The organism is Peribacillus sp. Bi134, from assembly GCF_918698065.1.
Taxonomy (GTDB): domain Bacteria; phylum Bacillota; class Bacilli; order Bacillales; family DSM-1321; genus Peribacillus.
Genome location: NZ_CAKKLN010000001.1, coordinates 24,853 through 47,523 on the forward strand (window position 1 = coordinate 24,853; position 22,671 = coordinate 47,523).

Below are 22,671 nucleotides of genomic sequence, written 5' to 3' on the forward strand. Positions count from 1 at the left end.
AATCAATTACATTAATAACAGTAAAGTGCTATAATGATTGAATTCATTAAGGAAGGAAATGAGGGATTGTTATGAATCAGACTGCATCTAAGAATAGGGGGATTCAATTGGAAGATATTCTAATTGCCTATAGAGAACTGAAAGAAATCGTTTTGCATACTCCTTTACAAAAAAATCAGAGGCTCTCTGAAAAATATGATTGTAATGTTTATTTAAAACGCGAGGACCTACAACACGTACGTTCCTTTAAATTAAGAGGGGCTTACTATAAAATGAAAAGCCTGACCGCTGAAGAGACGAAGAATGGAGTCGTTTGTGCCAGTGCAGGAAACCATGCACAGGGAGTAGCTTTTTCCTGTAGCCAATTAGGTATCCATGGGAAAATTTATATGCCTGCTACAACTCCAAGGCAAAAAGTCGATCAAGTGCAGTTATTCGGAAGGGATAATGTGGAAATCATCCTTGTCGGGGATACTTTCGATGATGCATTTGCCATGGCGATGGAATGCTGTGAAAAAGAAGAGCGTTCCTTTATCCATCCATTTGACGATGAAAAGGTAATCGCCGGGCAGGGTACAACGGCTGTAGAAATCCTGAATGATTGTGAAGATGGAATCGACTATGTATTTGCCGCTATGGGCGGTGGCGGTTTAATGGCCGGAGTATCGAGTTATTTCAAATCGGTTTCCCCAAATACGAAATGCATTGGAGTTGAGCCGCAAGGTGCTGCTTCGATGGAATACTCCTTCAAGGAAGGAAAAGTTTCTGAGCTTGAAAACATAGATACATTCGTTGACGGGGCAGCTGTCAAGTGTGTGGGACAGTTGACATATCAGCTTTGTAAGGAAAACCTGGAAGATATCGTTGTCGTCCCTCCAGGCCAAATCTGTACGACGATTCTCGATTTATATAATCAGCATGCGATCGTAGCTGAACCGGCAGGGGCTATATCTGTAGCCGCGTTGGATTTATACAAAGAACAAATCAAAGGCAAAACGGTTGTATGCATGGTCAGCGGAGGGAACAACGACATTGGGCGTATGCAGGAGATTAAGGAGAAATCCTTATTATATGAAGGGCTGCTTTATTACTTCATCGTGAATTTTCCGCAACGTGCCGGAGCTTTAAGGGAATTCCTTGATGAGGTGTTAGGACCGAATGACGATATAAGCCGTTTTGAATATACGAAGAAAAATAATAAAGAAAGCGGGCCGGCCCTGGTTGGTGTAGAACTAAAAGATAAAAATGATTATGAAGGGCTCATTCAGAGGATGAACAAGAAAGGATTCTCTTTCGTAGAGGTCAATAAAGACAGTAATTTATTTCACTTATTGATTTAATCATGGATTAAATGTTAAATTAGGATAGAATAATACCTATGTTTTTACATTTTATTCTGCCGACCCAGTCGTATATGGGCATACTGTCGATAATTGTTACCATTCTATGACGAATTTCCAGTTTCCTTTCAATTGGTTGGAAATGGTATTATAATCGGGGTAGGTCTAATTATAACACCAAAGGGGATGTATCCATGTCGAACATTGGAGTACCTGGTCTAATTCTCATCTTAATATTGGCTTTAATTATCTTTGGTCCGAAGAAACTTCCAGAAATTGGACGTGCATTTGGACAAACACTTCGTGAGTTTAAAAAGTCCACGAGTGATTTAACAAAAGGTGATTATGAAGAAGATAAGAAGCTACAACAAAAAAATCATGAATGATTGAATGCTGGGCGTAAGATGCAACCGTCTTGCGCCTTTATGCTGGAACAAAGATACGGATTTTCAGATGAAGGCGTGATCAACTTTGGAAGATAAAGAATTAAATATCATCGATCATCTCGATGAATTGAGAAAACGGCTCATCATTACAGCTGTTGCTTTTGTCATCTTTTTTATCGCCAGTTTTATTTATGTTGAGGAGATTTATAATTGGTTCGTGAAAGATCTCGATTTTGAACTGATGGTATTGGGACCGAGCGATATTATCTGGATTTACTTTATGCTTGCAGGTGTCGTAGCCATTGCGGCAACGATACCGGTAATTGCCCTGCAAATCTGGTTATTCGTTAAACCCGCTTTGATGCCAAATGAAGTAAGGGCGACCCTTGCATACATTCCGGCACTTTTCCTGCTTTTTATCGGAGGGCTTGCTTTCGGTTATTTTGTCATCTTCCCGACCATTCTTCAATTTTTGATTGAATTGGGCGATGGGATGTTCATAACCAGTTTTACAGCGGATAAGTACTTTTCATTCGTATTTAATATGACGATACCTTTTGCTGTTTTATTCGAGCTTCCCGTCGTTACCATGTTTTTGACCTCCCTTGGCATAATTAATCCTTATGTGCTTCAAAAGTTAAGGAAGTATGCATACTTTGTACTGGTTGTCATAGCCATATCGATTACGCCGCCCGACTTTATGTCAGACTTTATGGTGATGGTTCCGCTGCTGTTATTATATGAAATCAGTATTTCTTTATCTAAAGTCGTCTATAAACGAAGGGTGAAACGTGAAAGCTTGCGGGAAGGCACCTACGAGGAAGGTTTATAAAAAGAGGTCCATAAAGGCATTTTGTCCTTTATGGGTCTTTTTTTTTGTGAAAGTCAATCTGATTTGTCTGTTTTTTTACACATTTGAATATTTATACTTTTGGATTTATTGTGTATAATGTAAGCAATCGGTGAAAAATGAGGATTGATATTTTGATGTTCAAATGCTTGGAATTCAAAGATTGTTTTGGACATAAGGTCACAATTTCAGAAATACCTGTCTTACTGCCTAGTGATCCGAATTTTTTTATGTTGACCGTGCGTTTGGAAGTATTTGTAAAGAAGGTTTTTGCCAATAAAGATCATAAAGAAAATTACTCATTTAAGCATTATTTAGCATCCGTACTCAAATGGCCCGTTTATAACAAGCTTTTTTTTGGAAGTTTACTAAATAATGCTTAATGTGGACTGTTCCATAGCTAACATCTCCGTTAAAAGAGATGACACGAATGCCATGCAATATCTAATAAATCGGCATGTGTTCAGGTTAGCTCATGGGACGGTCTTTTTTTTGTGTGAACATTTCAAAAGACTAGTATCACTTCACTTGATAAAAAAAGACCTTTGGTTTGAATGCGTACCTTGAATAGGTATAATACAATAGATATGTTAATTTAGGGATGTGTAATGATGAATAAAGTAAAGATAGTAACAGACTCGACAGTAGATATGACACCAGAGGAACTGGAATTTTATGATATAACAATGGTCCCTTTATCGATTTTTATAGATGGGGAGACTTTTTTGGATAAGGTTGAAATCGAACAAGAAGAATTCCTGAAAAGAATGAACCAGTCAAAAGAACTGCCAAAAAGCTCACAACCAGCCGTAGGTACCTTTGTGGAGGTATATGATGAACTAGGAAAAGACGGCAGAGAGATTATTTCCATACATATGACAGGTGGCATGAGCGGTACAGTTCGCTCAGCGGAAAGCGCAGCAAGCATGTCTGAAGCGAAGGTTACCGTTCTTGATTCGAAATTCATTTCAAAAGCGATGTCATTCCAGGTGATCGAGGCAGCGAAGATGGCGAAGGAAGGGAAATCCGTAGCTGAAATAATTGATCGACTGGAACATATTAAAAAGCAGTCAAGTTTAATCATTGTCATAGAAACACTTGATAACCTAGTTAAGGGTGGAAGAATTGGCAAAGTTTCTGCTTTTATTGGTTCATTGCTGCACATAAAGCCGATTGCACTTCTTGATGATGGTGTACTGAATCCTGTATCCAAAGCTAGGAGCCAGTCACAGGTCGTGAAGTTCATCATCAAGAAATTCAAAGAAGATACTCAAGGCAAAAAAATTAGAGGCATTGGTTTTGTCCATGCGAATGGTCTTGAAATAGCCGATAAAGTCCGCCACGCCATTTCAGACTTAACAGGATATCAAGACATAAAGATAGAAGCAACGACTGCCGTCGTAAGTACCCATACGGGTGAAGGCGCCATGGCAATCATGTATTATTGGGACTGATATGGATAAACCATGTGAAACTGCGTTTGGCGACGGTTTTGTCACTTTTACAATTGTCTTTAATTCGTAGAAATAGTTGCTGTTCTCATTCCGATTGGTCTGTTAGAATAAATGAAGTAACAGAATATTTTATACATAAAGGACGGGGTAGGGATGAGAAAGCTGCAATTGCTTATGGCAGCTATGGGAGCATCAATTTTTTTGCTGTTGACAGCATGTGGTTCCAATGGTGTACCTGATGCCAAAAATTGGGATCTTGAAGATTTCAGTTACATCGATCAGGAGGGTAAACCTTTCTCAAAAAGCGATCTCAAAGGAAAGGTTTGGGTAGCGGATTTTATATTCACTAGCTGTGAGACGGTCTGTCTCCCCATGACTTCGAATATGACGAAGCTGCAGCAGCAATTGAAGGATGAAGGTATTACTGATGTAGAGTTCGTTTCATTTTCCGTGGACCCGGAAATTGACAAACCTGATGTTTTAAAAAAGTTTGGTGACCAATTTAATGTGGATTACGGCAACTGGCACTTTCTGACCGGTTATGGACAGGAAGAAATCGAGCAGTTTGCATTGGATAACTTTAAAACGATCGTCAAAAAGCCAGAAGCAGAAGATCAGGTGATTCATGGTACCAGCTTTTTTCTGATTGATCAAGAAGGAAAGATCATCATGGATTATACAGGCCTGCAGGATATTCCCTTTGATGAAATCATTAAGCATATTAAAATTTTACAGAATTATTGAACAGGTTAAATGACCTGTTCTTTCTGTTTTCATCCATCTTTATTATGATTTCAATGTAGTTTTAAAGATGCTGAAAATGAGCAATAATTTTATGAAGAAACAGCAGTGGTGAAGAATGATTTTACATGCTCAGTACATGCTAATTTTTATAGGACTAGCTTTAATTCACTGCATTTTTCATATTGTATAGTAAGGAATGCTCAATTCTGGAAGTACAATGAAGTATATTGTTTGCAATCTTTCGTTTTCTGCATGATATAATATATGGGTAGGAAGGTGAGGGTCATGAGATACAAAATCACCTGTCTTTTCATATGCCTAGTTTGGATTTCAGGCTGCAGTCAAAGTGAAACAGCCTCAAATCAGCCATCTGTTCAGCAGAAAAGCATAGTTGAGCTGAGTAAAAAGGAAACCATTCCTGCCAGCTTTTTTCCGGACCCTGTGAAAATCGTATCGATTGGCGACTCCTTGACTCAAGGTGTCGGTGATAGTAAAGATAATGGCGGGTATCTGCCTTATTTACAAAATAAGCTGGAAAAAGAACCATCGATTACTTCAGTTGAGATGATTAATCATGGCATACGTGGAAATAGGACCGACCAACTATTGAAAAGACTGGATAATACTAGGATTAAAGAAGACATAAAGCAAGCTGACTCGATTGTCGTCACAATCGGTGGAAATGATATCATGAAGGTCTTTAAACAGAATTTCTCCAACTTGGAACTGAATCAGTTTGATTCGGCAAAAATAGGGTATGAAAAAAGATTAAGGCAGATACTTGATAAGGTTCGTTCCGAAAATGAATCTGCGCAAATTTACCTTGTAGGCGTCTATAATCCATTTTCCAAATGGTTCGGAGATTTTTATGAACTTGATATGATCATGAATGATTGGAATGAAAGCGGAAAAGAGATCATTGAAGAATATGATTCAGCCTATTTTATTGAAATAGCAGACATTTTCGAGAATTCCGAAGAAGATTTGCTGTATGCCGAGGATTATTTTCACCCAAATGACCGCGGGTATGAATTAATCGCAACAAGAATCTATAATGATATGGATATTACCACTATCGGAAAGGACACATTGGAAGCGAGTGCCAAAGGAGATGATGACCAAGAATGACAAATGTCAAATGGAAGACTTTGTTTATTTCCCTATTAGCCCTAAACATCCTGGTCATCCTGTTTGTAACGATTTTAGTTAATCTGCCGACTAAAGATAAAGATCTGATACCCAAAGTAAGCCATGAAGAAGATATCCAATTTCAAATTCATACGAATCGGGAAGATTTGACAAGATTAATCAACCAGTATCTGGATAAAGAGGGATTGACGGGATCCATTCACTACGAAGTGTATTTAACGGATGAAGTCGAATTATATGGAACAATGCCATTTTTCAACCGTGAAGTGGAAATGAAATTGACTTTTGAACCAATTGCCCAAAAGAATGGGGATTTGATCCTGAAGCAAAAATCTATTGCAGTCGGTAAAATGAACCTTCCTGTTTCATATGTAATGAATTTAATAAATGAGCGTTATAATATGCCGGATTGGGTTAGCATCAGTCCCAATGATGAAAGTATTTATGTGTCATTACAGGATATGGAACTGAAAAGCGATATTAGGGTTAAGGCGAATGAATTCGACCTGAAAAATGATGATATTTCATTTTTATTGACCATCCCATCATCATTACAGTGATAGTGAATAGATGGATAAAAAACCAGGATCGATGCATCCTGGTTTTTTATCCATTTATGGAGATAGTGTTAAGGTTTCTAGTGAGGATGTCTGCCGATTCGAACCAATTAAATAAATGGTTGTAGGAGTATTGACTTGGAAGGCTTTGTTTGGCAAAGGGAGTGCGATCTCTTTTGTCCCAGCTATCCTCACTTCGAAGTCTACTATCATGGGATGTATATTAAGATATTCGCTTGCTTTCCTGAAATGAAGTTGATCAAAAACGACATCTCCATCTTTGACGGCAATATCCACCGAGAGTAAATCATGTGAAAGGTGGATGAATCGTACCTTTGCTTCATTTGGAGGAACAAATGGATTATCTTCGAAAGATAACATGCTCAATGATTCATTAGCCAGGGCAGATGCAACAGCAATGGTATAGAAAGTCCCGTTTTCAAGTGTCACTTTACAGCTTAAAAGAGGTAAGGCGCTTTGTCCCCTGCGGTATATTTCCAATGGGTACTTGCCAGCGGGGAGTGGTAAATAACCATTGTTCTCTTTATATGAGAAATTTTTAAGGATAGGCATTTCATTTACATAAACATCAAATGATGGAGCTGTTGGGGCAGCATGTAAAAAGCGTACTTGTGCAGGCGGTAGTACACTCATTTGTTCATATCTCAATTGTTGTGTTGATTTTTCGAGACTTTTCAAATGCTTATGGAAATAATAATCATGTAATTGCGGATCGCTGTTTTTGTAATAAGACGATAGTAAATCATATGTTACCGATTTTTGTGAATATGATTGTTTATCGCTCATTTCCAACACCTCTCATTTTTCCAGTATGTTCATATCATATGTTGTCATGCTTGGGCGTGTGTCTCCCGTTTAAAAAGAGTAGGGATGATTTTTCGTGAAAAGGGTCGATCGGCATATTATTTTACAGGGTCATATAAAAGCGTTAAAATGCATTCAATGGATTGTTTGTAAAAAAGGAGGATTTTCATTTGACAAAGCAATTAGAGAAGGCAACATTCGCAGGCGGATGTTTCTGGTGCATGGTGAAACCATTCGATGAACAGCCTGGCATCGAATCCGTTATCTCTGGCTATACGGGCGGGACTACGGAAAACCCTACGTACAAAGAAGTTTGCTCCGAAACGACTGGCCATTATGAAGCAGTTCAAATCACCTTTGATCCAAGCGTATATCCATATGAGGAGATAATCGAGTTATTCTGGCAGCAAATTGATCCGACGGATGCTGGCGGGCAATTTTATGACCGGGGAAGTTCTTATCAAACGGCCATTTTTTATCATGACGAAAAACAACGTGCAATAGCAGAAGCATCCAAGGCTAAGCTGCAGGCAAGCGGGAAATTTTCAGGACCGATCGTAACGCCGATTATACCAGCCAAAACGTTTTATCCAGCCGAGACTTACCACCAGCATTATTATAAAAAGCAACCTGAGCATTATGAAAGATATTCGATTGGTTCAGGACGGAAAGCATTTATACAACATCACTGGGGGGAAAAAAATGAAAAGTAAAGAAGAATTAAAACAGAAACTCACTCCGATTCAATATGAAGTCACACAAAATAATGGAACGGAACCAGCCTTTAACAATGAATATTGGAACTTGAAGGAGGAAGGATTATATGTGGATATCGTTTCAGGAAATCCTCTTTTCACTTCAAAGGAAAAGTTCGATTCAGGCTGTGGTTGGCCAAGCTTCACTAAACCGCTTAAAGAAGAGGAAGTAGTGGAAAACCTCGATACGAGTTATGGTATGAGAAGGATAGAAGTCCGCTCAAAAACTGCCGATTCTCATCTGGGTCATGTTTTCAATGATGGGCCGGGACCGTCGGGATTACGCTATTGCATCAATTCTGCATCATTAAGGTTCATCCCGCTCCAAGATCTTGAAAAAGAAGGATATGGAGAATACAAAAAGCTGTTTGATTGAATGCAAAACCCCCTATCCGCTAATGATAGGGGGTTATTTATTGGGTAATATTCAATCTGTGATGATTGATGCGATCCGGACATATGGAATGGTGGTAAGTTCCATTGCTTTAGTCCTGCCAGTCACCTCAAAACGGACAGTATGTGAACCGGGACGGAGCCCATTTGTGATAAATAAATATCTTTCACGGGCAAATGGCCACCACGTATTCAAAGTCGTGGTTTCATTTCCGTCGATCCATACATTCACTTCCCCGCCATCAGGACTTCTAAGCAGTTTAACACCAAGCATACTTCCATTGAAGGTATATTCAATCACACTGCCCTTTTCACTGCTAGTGTAATAGCCACCCCTTGGACGGAAACCGCTCATTTTTCCATAGTGGTTAATTTCCGATAATTCAAATTCAGAACGGGCATGCAGCTTAGATGGAAGGCCTGCTACAGCCTTTTCCCGTTTGAAGTTATCCAGGAACCGTTCATAAATTGCATCAGCATATAATTTATAACCCAGCCCATTTGGATGAATCAAATCTCTTGTCAGCTGTTTTTCCGTATATCCTGAATCTTTGAATATGGGTCGCATATCCACATTGGTTGCACCGTAATGTTTGGATAAAAGTCCGATGGCTGACGCAAATTCCTCATATTTCAAGGAACTCTCTGTTATTGTGAATAATTCAGCATTAGGGTGGAGACGTTTCGCCTTTCTCATTAACGCTTCATATGTCATGGTAAAATCATCGACATTCATATATTTGCGATCATTCTCACCAAAAACGAAGAAAATCAGATCTTTGTGATCATGCTCCCTTTTTTTGGAAAGCTTGAATAGGCCTTCAAAAGCTGTGGCTCCGCTTTGGACCACGTAGTCACCGTGTAAAGAAATATCATTGGCTTCATTCATCTTATTTTCTAACTGTTTGAACCATGTTAGATTAGGCTTTTCAGCTCCCGACCCTCTTCCGATACTGTCACCAATGACGAGATATTGAATGGGCTGGCCTGATTGGAATTTTTGATAAACATTTATCGAATCATCTGATCCATATGTTTTAGGGACTTTTTGAAGGATATAGCTGATTAGAAGGATCGTGGCGATTGCAGCGAAAGGGATGAAGGATTTTGCGTTCGTTTTCAATTATGTTCCCCCGTATTGCCTTTTATGTATCCATGTAGGTATGAGATAGCTTAAAGAGGCTAAGAATTCTTTTTTCCTTATTATATCCCAATTTTAACGTAACACAATAAGTATGAAACGTTTTTTTGACATTTTTCATGGTTAGTCGCGGTAATTCAGCCATTGAATGATTACAGGTGAAGATGGTGTTGCTTGAAGTTTTTTCTTAAATCCAGAAAAATAGGCAAATGCACAGACCAAGGCGGGCGTATTGACATATGGTAAGGTGTAAAGAGAAATAAGAATTCTAAAAGGAGTGAAACTTAATGTACGGATATGGTGGAAATGTTGCAGGACCAGGATTTGGTTATGGTGGCGGTGGATACGGCGGCGGCGGCGGTTGCTGCGGATTTGGATCAGGCTTCGCATTAATCGTTGTCTTGTTCATTCTATTGATTATCATCGGCGCTTCATTCTGCTGCTAATACGATAACCTAAAGACCAGCTGATAAAGCTGGTTTTTTCTTTATGTTAGGAATGTGGGGACCTTTTTAGGTTCCATGGTTGTTGACTGAAAAGGCAGGTTAAATCCAAGGTGGACAGGCGATACATAACCAAACCTATTTCCATTCCAGATACCGGCATGGCCAATCTGCAACAAAATAGCTTGTGTGAAAGAATACCATGAAGGTTCTGGGTTTTTCTTTGTTCACCATTTCTGCTAAAATAACGACAGAATGTAATTAATTTAGGGGGATAAAGATATGAAACCTTCCCGTTTACAAGCAGGGGATGAAATTCGCGTAATTGCTCCTTCAAGAAGCTTGGCGATTGTCAAAGGGGAACAACGCAGATTGGCAGAAGAAAGGTTAACTGAACTTGGTTTTAAAGTGACATATAGTGAAACGGCTTTGTTCCATGATGACTTTTTCTCGAATTCGATCGAAGACCGGATCGAGGATTTGCATGAGGCGTTCAGGGATCCAAATGTGAAGGGGATTTTTACAAGCATCGGGGGGTATAACGCTAACCAATTGTTACGATATATCGACTATGATTTGATTAAGGAAAATCCAAAAGTGTTGATGGGTTATAGTGATATAACCGCAATTTTATTGGCCATTTATAATAAAACAGGTTTAACTACATATTCAGGTCCTCATTTCTCGACGTTCGGGATGAAGGCTGGTCTGGAATATACGATGGAATATTTTAAAAAAGCTGTAATTGAAAGTGAAGGCTTTTATCTTGAGCCAAGTGAAACGTGGAGTGATGATTCCTGGCATTTAGAACAGGATGACCGAACTTTCCACCCGAATGGTGGATATATGGTCATTCAGGAGGGTGAAGCGGCTGGAACAATCATTGGAGGTAATCTTTGTACACTCAATCTATTGCAAGGGACAGAGTTCATGCCATCTTTAAAGGACAGCATCCTTTTCATAGAAGATGACGAAGAAAGCCATCCATTCAGTTTTGACCGGGATTTACAATCCTTGCTCCATCAGCCGGGTGCAAGTGGGATTAAAGGAATCGTCATCGGCCGTTTCCAAAAGGATTCCGGAATGACGGAATATGCCTTGCAGGAAATCATCACTTCCAAAAAGGAGATAAATGGCATACCTGTGATCGCAAATGCCAACTTCGGTCATGTCCATCCATTTGTAACGGTGCCGGTTGGTTCAAAAGCTGTAATGAAGGTGAAGAATGGAAAAGCGACGATCCAGATCCTTTCCTGACACATTATGTAGACGCCGTTCAAAAAGTGGACGGTGTCTTAATCTGTTCGGGATATGTATGAATATATTTTGCATTCTGGTGTATTTTAGGAGTCTTTCCTCTTGTAAGCCCTGGAAATTGTCCTATTTTACAAGCATTATTAGGGAATATGAGTCTAATAGTTCAAATTCTTTATTTTTCTGATATAATACTAAGAGATTTAAAATAGAAAAGGTGATTATGTGTTATTAACAATTCCAGCATCCATTCGTTTAGAAGGGGCTTTGGCCGAGTATAATAAAAAAGGCCGTGTGAGCCATACATGTTTCGTATGTAACGAAGACACTTCTAATGGGGATGCAAGTAACTTAAACTACTATAAGTTAGGAACTAAAAAGGTTTGTCATTCCTGCATGAAAAATGTTTTGCGTCATCCGTCTTTAAAAGAGTATGAATATGTACATACTTCAGTTATCGATAAAGCTGCTTTTTATAAAAATGTGCTGGCTGTTTTAAAGGATGAAAGCTTTTTGGAGTCAATTCGTGAAGAAAAACTAAATAGCGTATTGTAAGAAAAAAGTGTATCTTTTGCGGATACACTTTTTTTGTCGCCTTTTTTTACGATCTCCCATGAAACCAAGAAACTTATCCGATTACATGCCTAGGCCAATTTCTTTAGCAAGATTGCCTTCACCTGGACATACACTTTATTATATTGCATTTGTTTTTAAAGAGAAGGAGTGTGCAGGCTTATGGAGCAGTCTTCATTGATAAAACCGGTCCTGGGAGGAGCCTACCCGACTATCAGTCATGGTCAGGGAGTTTTTTTGTACGATAAAGATGGAAAGGATTACCTAGATGCTTCTTCCGGTGCTGTTACAGCCAATATTGGCCATGGAGTCCAGGAAGTCATTGAGGCGATGGTCAAACAGGCTAAGCAGGTTTCATTCGTGTATCGTTCCCAATTTACCAGCGATGCTGCAGAGAAACTTGCCGGAAAAATTGCAGAATTGACCAAAGGGGAACTGACATACAGCTTTTTTGTAAACAGCGGCTCCGAAGCGACTGAAACGGCATTGAAAATTGCCATTCAGCATTGGCAGGAAAAAGGGAAGCCTAAGAAACAAAAAATCATATCGAGATGGATGAGCTACCATGGCATCACGATGGGGGCTCTTTCAATGTCCGGACATCCGATTCGCCGGGAACGATTTACTCCTTTGCTTGAATCATATCCTTCTGTATCTCCTCCATATTGTTACCGATGTCCACTTCAACTTGATTCGCATTCGTGCGGAATGGCCTGTGCTTCGGAATTGGAAGCATCAATCCGGCGTATTGGCAGTGAAAATATAGCTGCATTCATTGCTGAGCCTGTTATCGGCGCTGCAGGAGGGGCCATCGTTCCTCCTGATGGTTATTATCGAAAACTCAAGAAAATATGCGAAGAGAATGATATTTTATTCATTGCGGATGAAGTAATGACCGGCTTTGGACGTACCGGTAAGATGCTTGCTTCCGAATATTGGGATGTGGAACCTGATATCGTAACATTTGGTAAAGGTATGAGTGGAGGGTATACCCCGATAGCAGCCGCAGTAATGACCAAAAACGTGATGGAGCCCATAATGAAAGGCTCGAAATCAATTATAGGAGGCCATACGCTTAGTGCTAATCCATTATCGTGTGCGGTATCTTTGGCCGTTTTGGAATATGTCGAAAGGAATGATCTTGTCGAAAAATCGGCCGACAGAGGGAATTACCTGATTAGGGGCCTAAAAAATTTGGCAGGGAAGTATTCCTTTATCGGTGATATACGCGGGAAAGGTTTATTGATTGGCATCGAATTTGTACAGGATAAAGCAACATCGGCCCCATTTCCGAAGGAGGCAGACGTGACAAATGAAATCATTGAATTGGGGATGAGAAATGGAATACTTCTTTATCCCGCCGCAGCAGGTCTTGATGGTGTAACCGGGGCAGCCATCATCATCTCCCCTCCGTTAACGATATCGGAAGAGGAGTGTGCTGAATTGTTAATGAGGGTCGATATAACTTTTAGACAATTCAATGAATCGATAGGTAAACGTTCATCACAACAAGGAAGTGAGTCATAGTGGTGGAAAATACATTCAGGAAGATTTGTAGTTTGGAGGATGTGCGCCATCACTTTAAAGATAATCAGTCCATCATGTATGGGGGATTCGGTGGCATAGGGACTCCTCCTGGATTGATCAATCTGATTTTGGAATCAGGCATTAAGGATTTAACCTTGATTGGCAACGATACAGGTTTCCCCGATATCGGAATCGGAAAACTGGTCACGCAACGCCGAGCGAAAAAGATCATCGTTTCCCATATCGGTTCCAATCCTAATGCAGGACTATTAATGAACAATGGAGAACTCGAAGTGGAGTTCTCTCCGCAAGGGACACTTGTCGAACGTATACGGGCCGGAGGGATGGGGCTAGGCGGTATATTGACCGATATTGGAATTGAGGCCGATATCGTCCGGGACGGCAAGCAAACCGTAAAGCTAGGTAAGAAAAATTATCTGGTGGAACCGGCATTAACTGCAGATATCGCCATTGTTTACGCAGAAATGGCAGATCCTTATGGAAATCTTATATTTGATAAAAGCGCCCGGAACACGAATCCAATCGTTGCTGCAGCTGGACAAATCACTATAGTCGAAGCCATGCAAATCGTTCCGCTTGGCTCTTTGGATCCAGAGGACATCATTGTTCCGGGTGCCTTTGTGGATTATATCATTCCATCAAAAGGAGTCGATTGGAAATGGGTTTGGGAACAGAAGATAGAAATAGAATAGCGAAACGGGCAGCAGCAGAAATAAGCGATGGGATGCTGGTCAATTTGGGAATTGGCATTCCATCACTTGTACCGAATCATCTTTTGAATGACCATAAAGTTATGTTTCATGCGGAAAATGGCCTTGTGGGAATTGGCAGTACTCCTGAAACGGGGAAGGAAGATGCGCATCTTTGCAATGCAGGCGGACTGCCGATTACCATTAGAGCCGGGGCTTCCTACTGCGACAGTACTGTTGCATTTGGGATGATACGGCGTGGCAGGGTGGATATCACGATTCTAGGAGCCCTTCAAGTAAGTCAAGCGGGGGATCTCGCTAATTGGATTGTCCCGGGAAAGCGGGTGCCAGGCATGGGCGGTGCCATGGAGCTGGCGGCAAAGGCCAAAAAGGTCATTGTCTTGATGGAACATAACGATAAAGCGGGCATGTCTAAATTAGTCAAAAAATGTACGTTACCGTTAACTGCCAAGAAATGCGTACATATGATCATCACCGAATTAGGCGTGTTTTCCATAACTTCGGGGGGCCTCCTTTTAACTGATGTATTTGATACGTCCAGCATTCAGGAAATCAGGAATCGGACTGAAGCCTCGTTTACCGTCTCTGAAAACATCCATATTTTAAAAGAATGAGAGAGGAGAATGGATATGTATGAGGAAAAAATAAAAACATGGTTGAATGAACATCGGATGAATGGGGTTCAGCTTTTGCAAAAACTGGTTCAGGAACCGAGCAAAAGGGGGCAAGAAGGAAGTGCACAAGCCATAGTGGTCGAGAAGTGCAGACAACTTGGTCTAGAAATAGATCTTTGGGAAATCGGGGATGAACAATTAAGAAAACATCCCCATTTTTATTGCGACCGCCGGGACTTTAAAGGAAATCCGAATCTTGTGGCTATTAAAAGAGGAACGGGCCAGGGGAAATCCCTTATTTTAAACGGACATATTGATGTAGTTCCTGAAGGAGATCTTGCAGCATGGCACGATGAACCCTATAGCGGCAAGTTAATGGACGGGAAAGTCTTCGGGCGGGGAACGACGGACATGAAAGGCGGAAATGTATCTTTATTGCTGGCCATTGAAGCGATCGTCGAATCCGGAATCAAATTGAAGGGCGATGTGATATTCCAGAGTGTGATTGAAGAGGAAAGCGGTGGTGCCGGCACACTTGCGGCAGTCATACGGGGGTACAAAGCTGATGGTGCAATCATTCCGGAGCCTACAAATATGAAACTATTCCCTTTACAGCAAGGTTCGATGTGGTTTCGACTGAAAATAAAAGGCAAGTCTGCACATGGGGGCACTAGGTATGAAGGAGTCAGTGCAATAGATAAAGCGGTTAGTGTAATGAAAGAAATCAAGATGCTCGAAAAAGAACGGAATGAGTCACTTCGTCATTCACTCTATAAAAATGTACCTATCCCCATTCCAATCAACATAGGTAGCATTAAAAGCGGGAATTGGCCTTCCTCCGTGCCGGATACAGCCGTTCTGGAAGGTAGATTCGGCATCGCCCCGACAGAAACCATGGAAGAAGCACAAAAATCGCTGATGGAGCGAATAGATGCTTTAAATGAGAGTGATGCATGGTTTAAAGAAAAACCGATTGAATTAGAATGGTTTGGGGCCAGATGGCTGCCTGGCAATCTCGAAATAGAACATCCGCTCATGAAGACAATTGGCACTTATTATGAAAAAGTGGTAGGGGAGGAACCGCTTGTCGAAGCGTCCCCTTGGGCGACGGACGGAGGGTATCTTTCCTCTGTTGGCTCTACCCCCGTAGTTGTGTTTGGACCAGGGGAAACGAAGATGGCCCATGATTCGAACGAATATATAGAGGTGGATAAAATGATGGAGGTTGCGGAAATCATTGCATTGACCATGATTGAATGGTGTGGGGTGGACCAGGAATAATCATTTTTCCGGAGGTCTGATTCCAGGAAGGGTCAGGCCTTTCGCAACAATTTCGAAGTTTTGAAGGGAGCGGGACAAATGGAGGCTGGAATCACTGAAAAAAGGATTCAAAAGCCAAGGTGCACCATACATATTACGATTGACCATTTTAATAAGCGAATCAGGATTGATGATTATTTAGGTCATTTTCAAGAATGCGTGGAGGAATCTTTAAGGGTGGCTAAAGACATTTCAGCAGAAAAAATCATCTTCAAGTCACGAAAGGAAAACGTTTTGGCATTGCTTGCTCAGGGCTTTCTATATGAAGGAAGCATCGACAAATTCTTTTTGGGAAGCGATTGTTTCTTCCTTGTTAAATATAACCGGAATGCAAGGCGCAACAGTGCAGAATGGGTAAAGGAAGATCAAATCCTTACCGATGTTCAGAGGCTGCCGATAAAATCCGGTTTAGATAATCCGCCGTCAGCCTATCAAGGCCGTAAAGCGGAAGTTACCGATGCACCTCAGCTGGCCCAATTGTATGGGGAGGTTTTTGAAGTGTATCCCACACCGATGAATGATCCGGTATATGTGAAAAAGTGCATGGAAAGGGGAACGGTTTTTTATATTTATGTCCATGAAGACAGGATTGTCAGTGCTGCTTCAGCAGAAATTGCTTCCTTTTACCATAACGCAGAAATCACCGATTGTGCGACATTGCCGGAACACCGGCAGTACGGCTTGATGAAACACTTGATTTCCGCGCTTGAAGAATATCTTATCTCTCATGAAATTTATTGTATTTATTCGATTGCCAGGTCGCTCTCATTCGGCATGAATGCTGCATTGCATCAGCATGGATACTCGTACCGCGGACGTTTGGCCAATAACTGTTACATCTTCGATAAACTGGAAGACATGAACCTTTGGGTGAAAAATTTCACTTGAATGCTCAATTTTAGGCGGTACATGACAAGTTTTTGGCATTTCCTCATATACATCTAGCAAGAAGGTCTTGAGGAGGGATATCTTGCCAAGTGAATTTTTTAATACAAGTGAAGTATTGGAAGCAATATTAGAAACCATTGATGAAGGCATTCATGTGATAGATCCAAAAGGACAGACCATCTTTTATAACGAAGTGGCGGCCAATCATGATGGGATGAAAAGAAGTGAGGTGCTTGGGAAACCTTTGCTTGAAGCCTTCCCTTCTTTGAATCACAAATCATCGACATTGCTGAGAGTCATTAAATCTGAAAAACCAATCTACAACTATAGCCAATCGTATGTAAATGCACATGGGCGAATTATTGAGACGTTAAACACGACGCTCCCCATATATGTAGAAGGGTTTATGATAGGTGCTATCGAGATTGCCAAGGATTATTCAAGCTTGAAGCAATTATCTGAAAGGCTAGCAGACCTGGAAAGCTCGCTCAAGACGATCAAAAGTCCTGAAAGGAAAACGCCCGGAACCGATGGATTATATTCTTTCACTGAAATCCTGACTATTGATGCTGGATTTAAAGGTCTGATCTCACAAGGGAAAAAGGCTGCCCGCTCCTCCTCATCGGTGTTGGTTTATGGGGAAAGCGGTGTAGGAAAAGAGCTTTTTGTTCAAAGCATACACCAGGGTTCGAGCCGCAGTAAAGAACCATTCATCGCGCAAAATTGTGCGGCCTTACCAGAAAATTTATTGGAATCGCTTCTATTCGGTACGGCTAAAGGAAGCTACACTGGTGCTGTGGAACGCCAGGGACTGTTTGAATTGGCCAATGGCGGAACCTTGTTTTTGGATGAATTGCAATCGATGCCGATTGACTTGCAGGCAAAGCTTCTGCGTGTGCTCGAAGATGGGTTCATAAGAAGGATAGGAGGTACAAAGAGTGTACAGGTGGATGTGAGGATCATGGCAGCGATGAATATAGATCCGAAAAAGGCGGTATCGGATAACAGGTTAAGGCCCGATTTATTTTACCGATTGAACGTATTGAGCTACGAGCTGCCTCCGCTAAGGGAGCGGATTGATGATATAGAGCTTCTTACTGAACATTTCATATCAATATTTAACAGTAAATTAGAATTAACCATAAAAGGCATGGATGAGCAGACAAAGGTTTTTTTTCGGGAATATCATTGGCCTGGAAATGTAAGGGAGCTTAAACATACCGTAGAATTCATGATGAACCATACGGAGAATGATGTTTTGTACCTTGCAGATTTGCCCCAGTCTTTAAAAAAGCGCACCCCGTCTGAAAAAATACTTCCGCTTCGTGAGGCCATGCTTGAAATGGAAACAAAGTTGATTACCCAGGCCCTTCTTCAAACGAACGGTAACGTTTTTCAGGCATCGAAGCTATTGCAAATTCCAAGGCAGACCTTGCAATATAAAATTAAAAAGCATATTTGAATGGAAAAAATCCGGATGCAGCCTGCAATCCGGTTTTTTTTATGGGCCTTCGAATTATTGGGTCATTTTGGCACCCTTCTTGCATTTAATACTACTATCATAACTCAGGAGGTATAACCATGTTATTTGACTTATATAAGCCAGATCGCAATTGGAAAGATATAGAGCTATGGAAAGATGTAACCGAAGAACAATGGAACAACTGGCTGTGGCAGCTTACGAATACGATCCGGACTGTTGATGATTTGAAGAAAGTGATAAACCTGACTCCGGATGAAGAGGAAGGTGTGAGGATTTCCACAAAAACCATTCCATTGAATATCACCCCATACTATGCTTCGTTAATGAATAAAGATGACCCAAGGTGTCCAATCAGAATGCAATCGGTCCCAATCTCGGAAGAAATGCATAAAACCAAATATGACATGGAAGACCCCCTTCATGAGGATGAGGACTCCCCAGTGCCGGGACTGACCCATAGATATCCGGACCGCGTTCTTTTTTTGGTGACGAATCAATGCTCCATGTACTGCCGTTATTGTACGAGGAGACGCTTTTCAGGACAAATTGGCATGGGCGTGCCCAAAAAACAATTGGACGCTGCAATCGGTTATATACGTGACACACCGGCAGTTCGGGATGTCCTTATTTCAGGCGGGGACGGATTATTGATCAATGATACGATCCTTGAATATATCCTCAAAAACTTAAGGGAAATTCCTCATGTTGAGATAATCAGGATAGGTACGCGCGCTCCTGTTGTTTTTCCTCAAAGAATCACTGGAAATTTATGTGCCATTTTAAAAAAATATCATCCGGTTTGGCTGAATACTCATTTCAATACCTCGATAGAAATTACCGAGGAGTCAAAGAAGGCATGTGAGATGCTTGCCGATGCAGGTGTACCTGTGGGCAACCAGGCAGTTATTTTAGCGGGGATCAATGACAGTGTCGCAATCATGAAAAAGCTGATGCATGACCTTGTTAAGATTCGTGTCCGCCCTTACTATATTTATCAGTGCGATCTGTCGGAAGGCATCGGTCACTTCAGGGCTCCCATTTCAAAAGGCATTGAAATCATCGAGGGGCTCCGAGGCCATACATCCGGGTATGCTGTTCCTACCTTCGTCGTCGATGCTCCTGGAGGGGGAGGGAAAATCACGCTTCAGCCGAACTATATCCTTTCACAATCTCCAACCAAAACGGTGCTGCGCAATTTTGAAGGTGTGATAACCACATATCCCGAACCTGAGCAATATACACCAGGACTTGCAGATGAGTACTTCAAAGGGGTATATCCTGATATGGAAGAAAAACAATCAGATATAGGTGTATCTGGTTTAATGACCGACAAGCAATTCAATTTAGTGCCTGAGGGACTGAAGCGAATGAATCGACGGGAAAATTACGTGACTAACCCAGAGCATGCTTCATTGAAAAACCAACGTGAAAAGCGGGATTTGTTAAAAGAAAAGAAATTCCAGGCACAGCAAAAAAAGAGCACGCCTAAGGGAGATGAATAGCATGGAGACGTGTCCATGGTGTGAGAAAGGGAAGCTTGCATCAGTGAATGGGACTGTGTATTGGGAACTGCCGGATGGTACGAGGGCAGTTGAAATTACGGAGACCCCTTCATCTCATTGTGAGAGTTGCGATGCATTTTTTCAAAGTGATGAAATAGTGAAGGAAATTGAAAATCAATTATTTTTAATTGATACTAAACAGCTTGAAAAACAAACGACGTACAGTGAGCTAATGAACATGAAAAGGCTATTGAAACGTAATTACTTTGACTTTTAGCGGCTGGATGCATGTACGTTTCCATATATGAATGTATAAATCCCCTCATTTGGACAGAATTAGTGCAAACCACTATTTCCATCTTAGATGAAGGGGATTTTCCTTTTCAGATAATGAAAATAATAAGGTTTTTGAAGTGCATTTGATTGAAAGATTGGGTTAAGCAAGAATTAAGCACTTCGTTCCTTTCTTCATGAAAAAAGTATAAAAAAAGATTTTCCATCATAAAAGGATGGGGATTAATATGGAAGGGAGTGCGATATTTAAGTGTAATTCCGTAAGAAAATGAATGCATTTTTTGTTGAAAAATCGTGGATTTCTATAAAGTGGGGAAGAATAGACCAAATTCTATTTAAAAAAGTGGACGGAAACGGAAGTTTCCGATATATTAAAGCAGAAATCATAGTTATTTTAGGGGGGCTCAACATCATGAGACCATTTTATTTATATTTAATGAAATTTCGACAACCAAAGGAAATTGATGCAATCACTAAATTTGCCAATCATGCCTATGAGGATCATGGCTTCCCAAAACAATCGACTGATTATAATGAACTGAGCAGTTATTTAGAATTGAATGCAGACTATCTCGATAGTATGTCACTATTCGATCAAGCTTGGGAACAGTATGTCCAAATAGAAGAAGGGCTCTTATTAGGAGATCAGGAATAGGGGAGGATCGGAAGGATGCTTAAAAGCCTTCAAACCCGAATTTTGCTTTATTCATTACTTATTGCAAGTGTTCCTCTTCTGATATTGGGGATCATATCCTATGGATCACAACGGTCCCTGCTTGAGAAGGAAGCAAAAAATGCCCTGAATGCGGGTTCACTGAATATTGTAAATGAAACATATAGCTATTTGAACGAACGGATCAGTGATGTGAAGTTAATGAGCGCAAATTCGGTAATCAACAATCCTGGCCATTCAAAAGAAGAGAAGTCAGAGGAACTAAAAAAGTTTATCGATGCAAAAGGAAATTATTACGGTGTCTTGCATTTGGATTTGGAAGGCAATGTCATTGCAGATACATCCAATAAAATGATCGGGGACAACCTCGCGCAAAGGATATGGTTCAAAGAGGCCATAGAAGGTCATGAATTCCTTTCTGACATTTATAAAACCCGGGCATACCCAGAACCGATAATAGCTCTGAGTGCGCCGGTATATGATAATGCAGGGAAAATGATCAGTGTCGTATCTCCAGCTTTCCGATTGGAAGGACTTTGGGAGCTGATGGAGAAAAAGGCTAACGAAATTAGCGATAAATACCCAGTGAACTTTTTCATGATCAATCAAGAAGGCATCATGATTTCGAAAAAAGACCCGCATGGAGTCATGCAGGCTTCTGCCTTGAAAGAAATGGGATTAACGAAAGGTAAGCTGATGGAAGCTTCGTTATCGGATGAATTGTACAGCGCAGAGAACGGGGAAAAAATATATTCCATCCAGCCTGTCCATACGATTGCAAAAACGGAGAATAAATGGTTTGTTGTTGTGGGGGCAGATAAGAAACAAGTGTTTCAGCCTTTGAATGACCTTTTAACACGGTATCTGACAATCTACAGCATCGTTTTTGTTTCTATCATTCTGGCTGTCTATTTACTAACAAAGACCCTTGTACGGCCAGTTCAAGAACTTGTCGAAGCGACAGAGGATTTCATTGGAGGAAAGGAATTCATCATTTCCGATAAAAGAAGCTTCGAGGAAATGGAAAAATTGAACCTTGCCTTTCTAAGAATGATGGAAACGATAGAAGATCGTGAGAAGGAAATCGTCCGAACTGAAAAATTGAAATATGTCGGCCAGCTTGCTGCCGGTGTCGCACATGAAATCAGGAACCCACTAACGACGATAAAGGGCTTTTTCCAATTATTGAAGAGCCAGGATCATGATAAAACATTAATAGAAAAATATAGTGATGTCATGCTTCATGAAGTGGACCGGGTTAATGTATTCGTGACACAACTTCTTGATTTGGCAAAACCGCATCAGCTGGAATGGGAGAAAATCGATTTAAAGGATTTCCTTGAAGAAATAATAGATACCTATATCCCTTCAATTCCGAGTTCTCATGTAAGATTAATTAATGAAGTGACACACTCTGTCGTTGTTTATTCAGACAGGAACCGGTTAAGGCAGGTTCTCTTGAATGTCTTGAATAATTCTTGTGAAGCCATCGAAGCTAGGGGGCAGATTGAATTGCAACATACTTCCGAGTCCCATTATGTAAGATTAGTGATCAGCGATGATGGGAAAGGCATCAGTCCCGAAAATTTAAAAAATATCGGCATGCCCTTTTATACCACCAAACCGGATGGAAACGGATTAGGTGTGGCGACGTGCATTCAGATAATGGAGGAATTAAAAGGGAAATTCCAAATTGAAAGCGTCCGCGACGAAGGAACGAAAGTGACGCTCATCATTCCCACTGCGAACCGTCTCATTAAATGAGGCGGTTTTTG

Annotated in this window: 25 protein-coding genes; 23 read left to right on the forward strand and 2 right to left on the reverse strand. The window is 40.8% G+C overall.

The window, feature by feature from the left end; all coding sequences use genetic code 11:
- Positions 1-71: 71 nt before the first annotated feature.
- The 8 genes from ilvA (at position 72) to LQ188_RS00175 (ending at position 6,483) form a co-directional block, all read left to right on the forward strand.
- Positions 72-1,340, forward strand: a complete 1,269-nt coding sequence (ilvA, locus tag LQ188_RS00140; RefSeq protein WP_101225287.1) for a threonine ammonia-lyase IlvA — start codon at positions 72-74, stop codon at positions 1,338-1,340.
- A gap of 194 nt (positions 1,341-1,534) precedes the next feature.
- Positions 1,535-1,726, forward strand: a complete 192-nt coding sequence (gene tatA, locus LQ188_RS00145; RefSeq protein ID WP_034307557.1) for a twin-arginine translocase TatA/TatE family subunit — start codon at positions 1,535-1,537, stop codon at positions 1,724-1,726.
- Positions 1,727-1,811: 85 nt separating this feature from the next.
- Positions 1,812-2,558 (forward strand): twin-arginine translocase subunit TatC, encoded by a 747-nt coding sequence (tatC, locus tag LQ188_RS00150; RefSeq protein WP_101225286.1) that lies wholly within the window; start codon positions 1,812-1,814, stop codon positions 2,556-2,558.
- A gap of 155 nt (positions 2,559-2,713) precedes the next feature.
- On the forward strand, positions 2,714-2,959 hold the full coding sequence (locus LQ188_RS00155) for a DUF2535 family protein (RefSeq protein WP_223255914.1): 246 nt from the start codon (positions 2,714-2,716) through the stop codon (positions 2,957-2,959).
- A gap of 228 nt (positions 2,960-3,187) precedes the next feature.
- Positions 3,188-4,030: a DegV family protein gene (locus LQ188_RS00160; protein WP_230175674.1), complete on the forward strand. Its 843-nt coding sequence runs from the start codon at positions 3,188-3,190 to the stop codon at positions 4,028-4,030.
- Between the two features lie 153 nt (positions 4,031-4,183).
- On the forward strand, positions 4,184-4,774 hold the full coding sequence (locus LQ188_RS00165) for an SCO family protein (protein ID WP_230175675.1): 591 nt from the start codon (positions 4,184-4,186) through the stop codon (positions 4,772-4,774).
- A 285-nt stretch (positions 4,775-5,059) separates the two neighbouring features.
- Positions 5,060-5,902: an SGNH/GDSL hydrolase family protein gene (locus LQ188_RS00170; protein WP_230175676.1), complete on the forward strand. Its 843-nt coding sequence runs from the start codon at positions 5,060-5,062 to the stop codon at positions 5,900-5,902.
- Positions 5,899-6,483, forward strand: a complete 585-nt coding sequence (locus LQ188_RS00175; RefSeq protein WP_101225282.1) for a YpmS family protein — start codon at positions 5,899-5,901, stop codon at positions 6,481-6,483. Before LQ188_RS00170 ends, LQ188_RS00175 begins: the two co-directional genes overlap by 4 nt.
- Positions 6,484-6,537: 54 nt before the next feature.
- Here LQ188_RS00175 and LQ188_RS00180 read toward each other — a convergent pair whose 3' ends face one another.
- Positions 6,538-7,287 carry a DUF4397 domain-containing protein gene (locus tag LQ188_RS00180; RefSeq protein WP_230175677.1) on the reverse strand — a complete coding sequence of 250 codons (750 nt, stop codon included), beginning with the start codon at positions 7,285-7,287 and terminating at the stop codon, positions 6,538-6,540.
- 188 nt (positions 7,288-7,475) lie between these two features.
- Here LQ188_RS00180 and msrA point away from each other — a divergent pair, with 188 nt between their 5' ends.
- Both msrA and msrB read left to right on the forward strand, forming a co-directional pair.
- Positions 7,476-8,018 carry a peptide-methionine (S)-S-oxide reductase MsrA gene (gene msrA, locus LQ188_RS00185; RefSeq protein ID WP_230175678.1) on the forward strand — a complete coding sequence of 181 codons (543 nt, stop codon included), beginning with the start codon at positions 7,476-7,478 and terminating at the stop codon, positions 8,016-8,018.
- Positions 8,008-8,436, forward strand: a complete 429-nt coding sequence (gene msrB, locus LQ188_RS00190) for a peptide-methionine (R)-S-oxide reductase MsrB (RefSeq protein WP_101225279.1) — start codon at positions 8,008-8,010, stop codon at positions 8,434-8,436. Before msrA ends, msrB begins: the two co-directional genes overlap by 11 nt.
- A gap of 51 nt (positions 8,437-8,487) precedes the next feature.
- On the opposite strand, the gene LQ188_RS00195 is transcribed toward msrB, so the two are convergent.
- Positions 8,488-9,576 carry an SGNH/GDSL hydrolase family protein gene (locus tag LQ188_RS00195; RefSeq protein WP_230175679.1) on the reverse strand — a complete coding sequence of 363 codons (1,089 nt, stop codon included), beginning with the start codon at positions 9,574-9,576 and terminating at the stop codon, positions 8,488-8,490.
- Positions 9,577-9,881: 305 nt separating this feature from the next.
- Between LQ188_RS00195 and LQ188_RS00200 the strand changes: the two genes are divergently transcribed.
- From LQ188_RS00200 to LQ188_RS00260, 13 genes are all read left to right on the forward strand, one after another.
- Positions 9,882-10,040, forward strand: coding sequence for a YjcZ family sporulation protein (locus LQ188_RS00200; protein WP_101225277.1), 159 nt, complete (start codon positions 9,882-9,884; stop codon positions 10,038-10,040).
- A 279-nt stretch (positions 10,041-10,319) separates the two neighbouring features.
- A complete protein-coding gene (locus tag LQ188_RS00205; protein WP_230175680.1) occupies positions 10,320-11,294 on the forward strand; it encodes a S66 peptidase family protein in 975 nt (324 codons plus the stop codon).
- A 222-nt stretch (positions 11,295-11,516) separates the two neighbouring features.
- Complete coding sequence (locus LQ188_RS00210) at positions 11,517-11,846, forward strand: hypothetical protein (protein WP_101225275.1); 330 nt, start codon at positions 11,517-11,519, stop codon at positions 11,844-11,846.
- Positions 11,847-12,026: 180 nt separating this feature from the next.
- Positions 12,027-13,391, forward strand: a complete 1,365-nt coding sequence (locus LQ188_RS00215) for an aspartate aminotransferase family protein (protein ID WP_101225274.1) — start codon at positions 12,027-12,029, stop codon at positions 13,389-13,391.
- A gap of 74 nt (positions 13,392-13,465) precedes the next feature.
- Positions 13,466-14,104, forward strand: coding sequence for a CoA transferase subunit A (locus tag LQ188_RS00220; RefSeq protein WP_230175994.1), 639 nt, complete (start codon positions 13,466-13,468; stop codon positions 14,102-14,104).
- Entirely contained in the window at positions 14,071-14,736 is a 666-nt protein-coding gene (locus tag LQ188_RS00225; protein WP_230175681.1) for a 3-oxoacid CoA-transferase subunit B, read from the forward strand. The genes LQ188_RS00220 and LQ188_RS00225 overlap by 34 nt, the downstream gene beginning before the upstream one ends.
- 9 nt (positions 14,737-14,745) lie before the next feature.
- Complete coding sequence (locus LQ188_RS00230) at positions 14,746-16,017, forward strand: peptidase (protein WP_230175682.1); 1,272 nt, start codon at positions 14,746-14,748, stop codon at positions 16,015-16,017.
- Between the two features lie 78 nt (positions 16,018-16,095).
- On the forward strand, positions 16,096-16,944 hold the full coding sequence (ablB, locus tag LQ188_RS00235; protein WP_230175683.1) for a putative beta-lysine N-acetyltransferase: 849 nt from the start codon (positions 16,096-16,098) through the stop codon (positions 16,942-16,944).
- An 82-nt stretch (positions 16,945-17,026) separates the two neighbouring features.
- Positions 17,027-18,406, forward strand: a complete 1,380-nt coding sequence (locus LQ188_RS00240) for a sigma 54-interacting transcriptional regulator (RefSeq protein ID WP_230175684.1) — start codon at positions 17,027-17,029, stop codon at positions 18,404-18,406.
- Between the two features lie 119 nt (positions 18,407-18,525).
- Complete coding sequence (gene ablA, locus LQ188_RS00245; RefSeq protein WP_230175685.1) at positions 18,526-19,929, forward strand: lysine 2,3-aminomutase; 1,404 nt, start codon at positions 18,526-18,528, stop codon at positions 19,927-19,929.
- Between the two features lies 1 nt (position 19,930).
- A complete protein-coding gene (locus tag LQ188_RS00250; protein WP_101225268.1) occupies positions 19,931-20,206 on the forward strand; it encodes a YokU family protein in 276 nt (91 codons plus the stop codon).
- Between the two features lie 429 nt (positions 20,207-20,635).
- Positions 20,636-20,878, forward strand: coding sequence for a YozE family protein (locus LQ188_RS00255; protein WP_101225334.1), 243 nt, complete (start codon positions 20,636-20,638; stop codon positions 20,876-20,878).
- 15 nt (positions 20,879-20,893) lie between these two features.
- A complete protein-coding gene (locus LQ188_RS00260) occupies positions 20,894-22,660 on the forward strand; it encodes an ATP-binding protein (protein ID WP_230175686.1) in 1,767 nt (588 codons plus the stop codon).
- Positions 22,661-22,671: the final 11 nt, after the last annotated feature.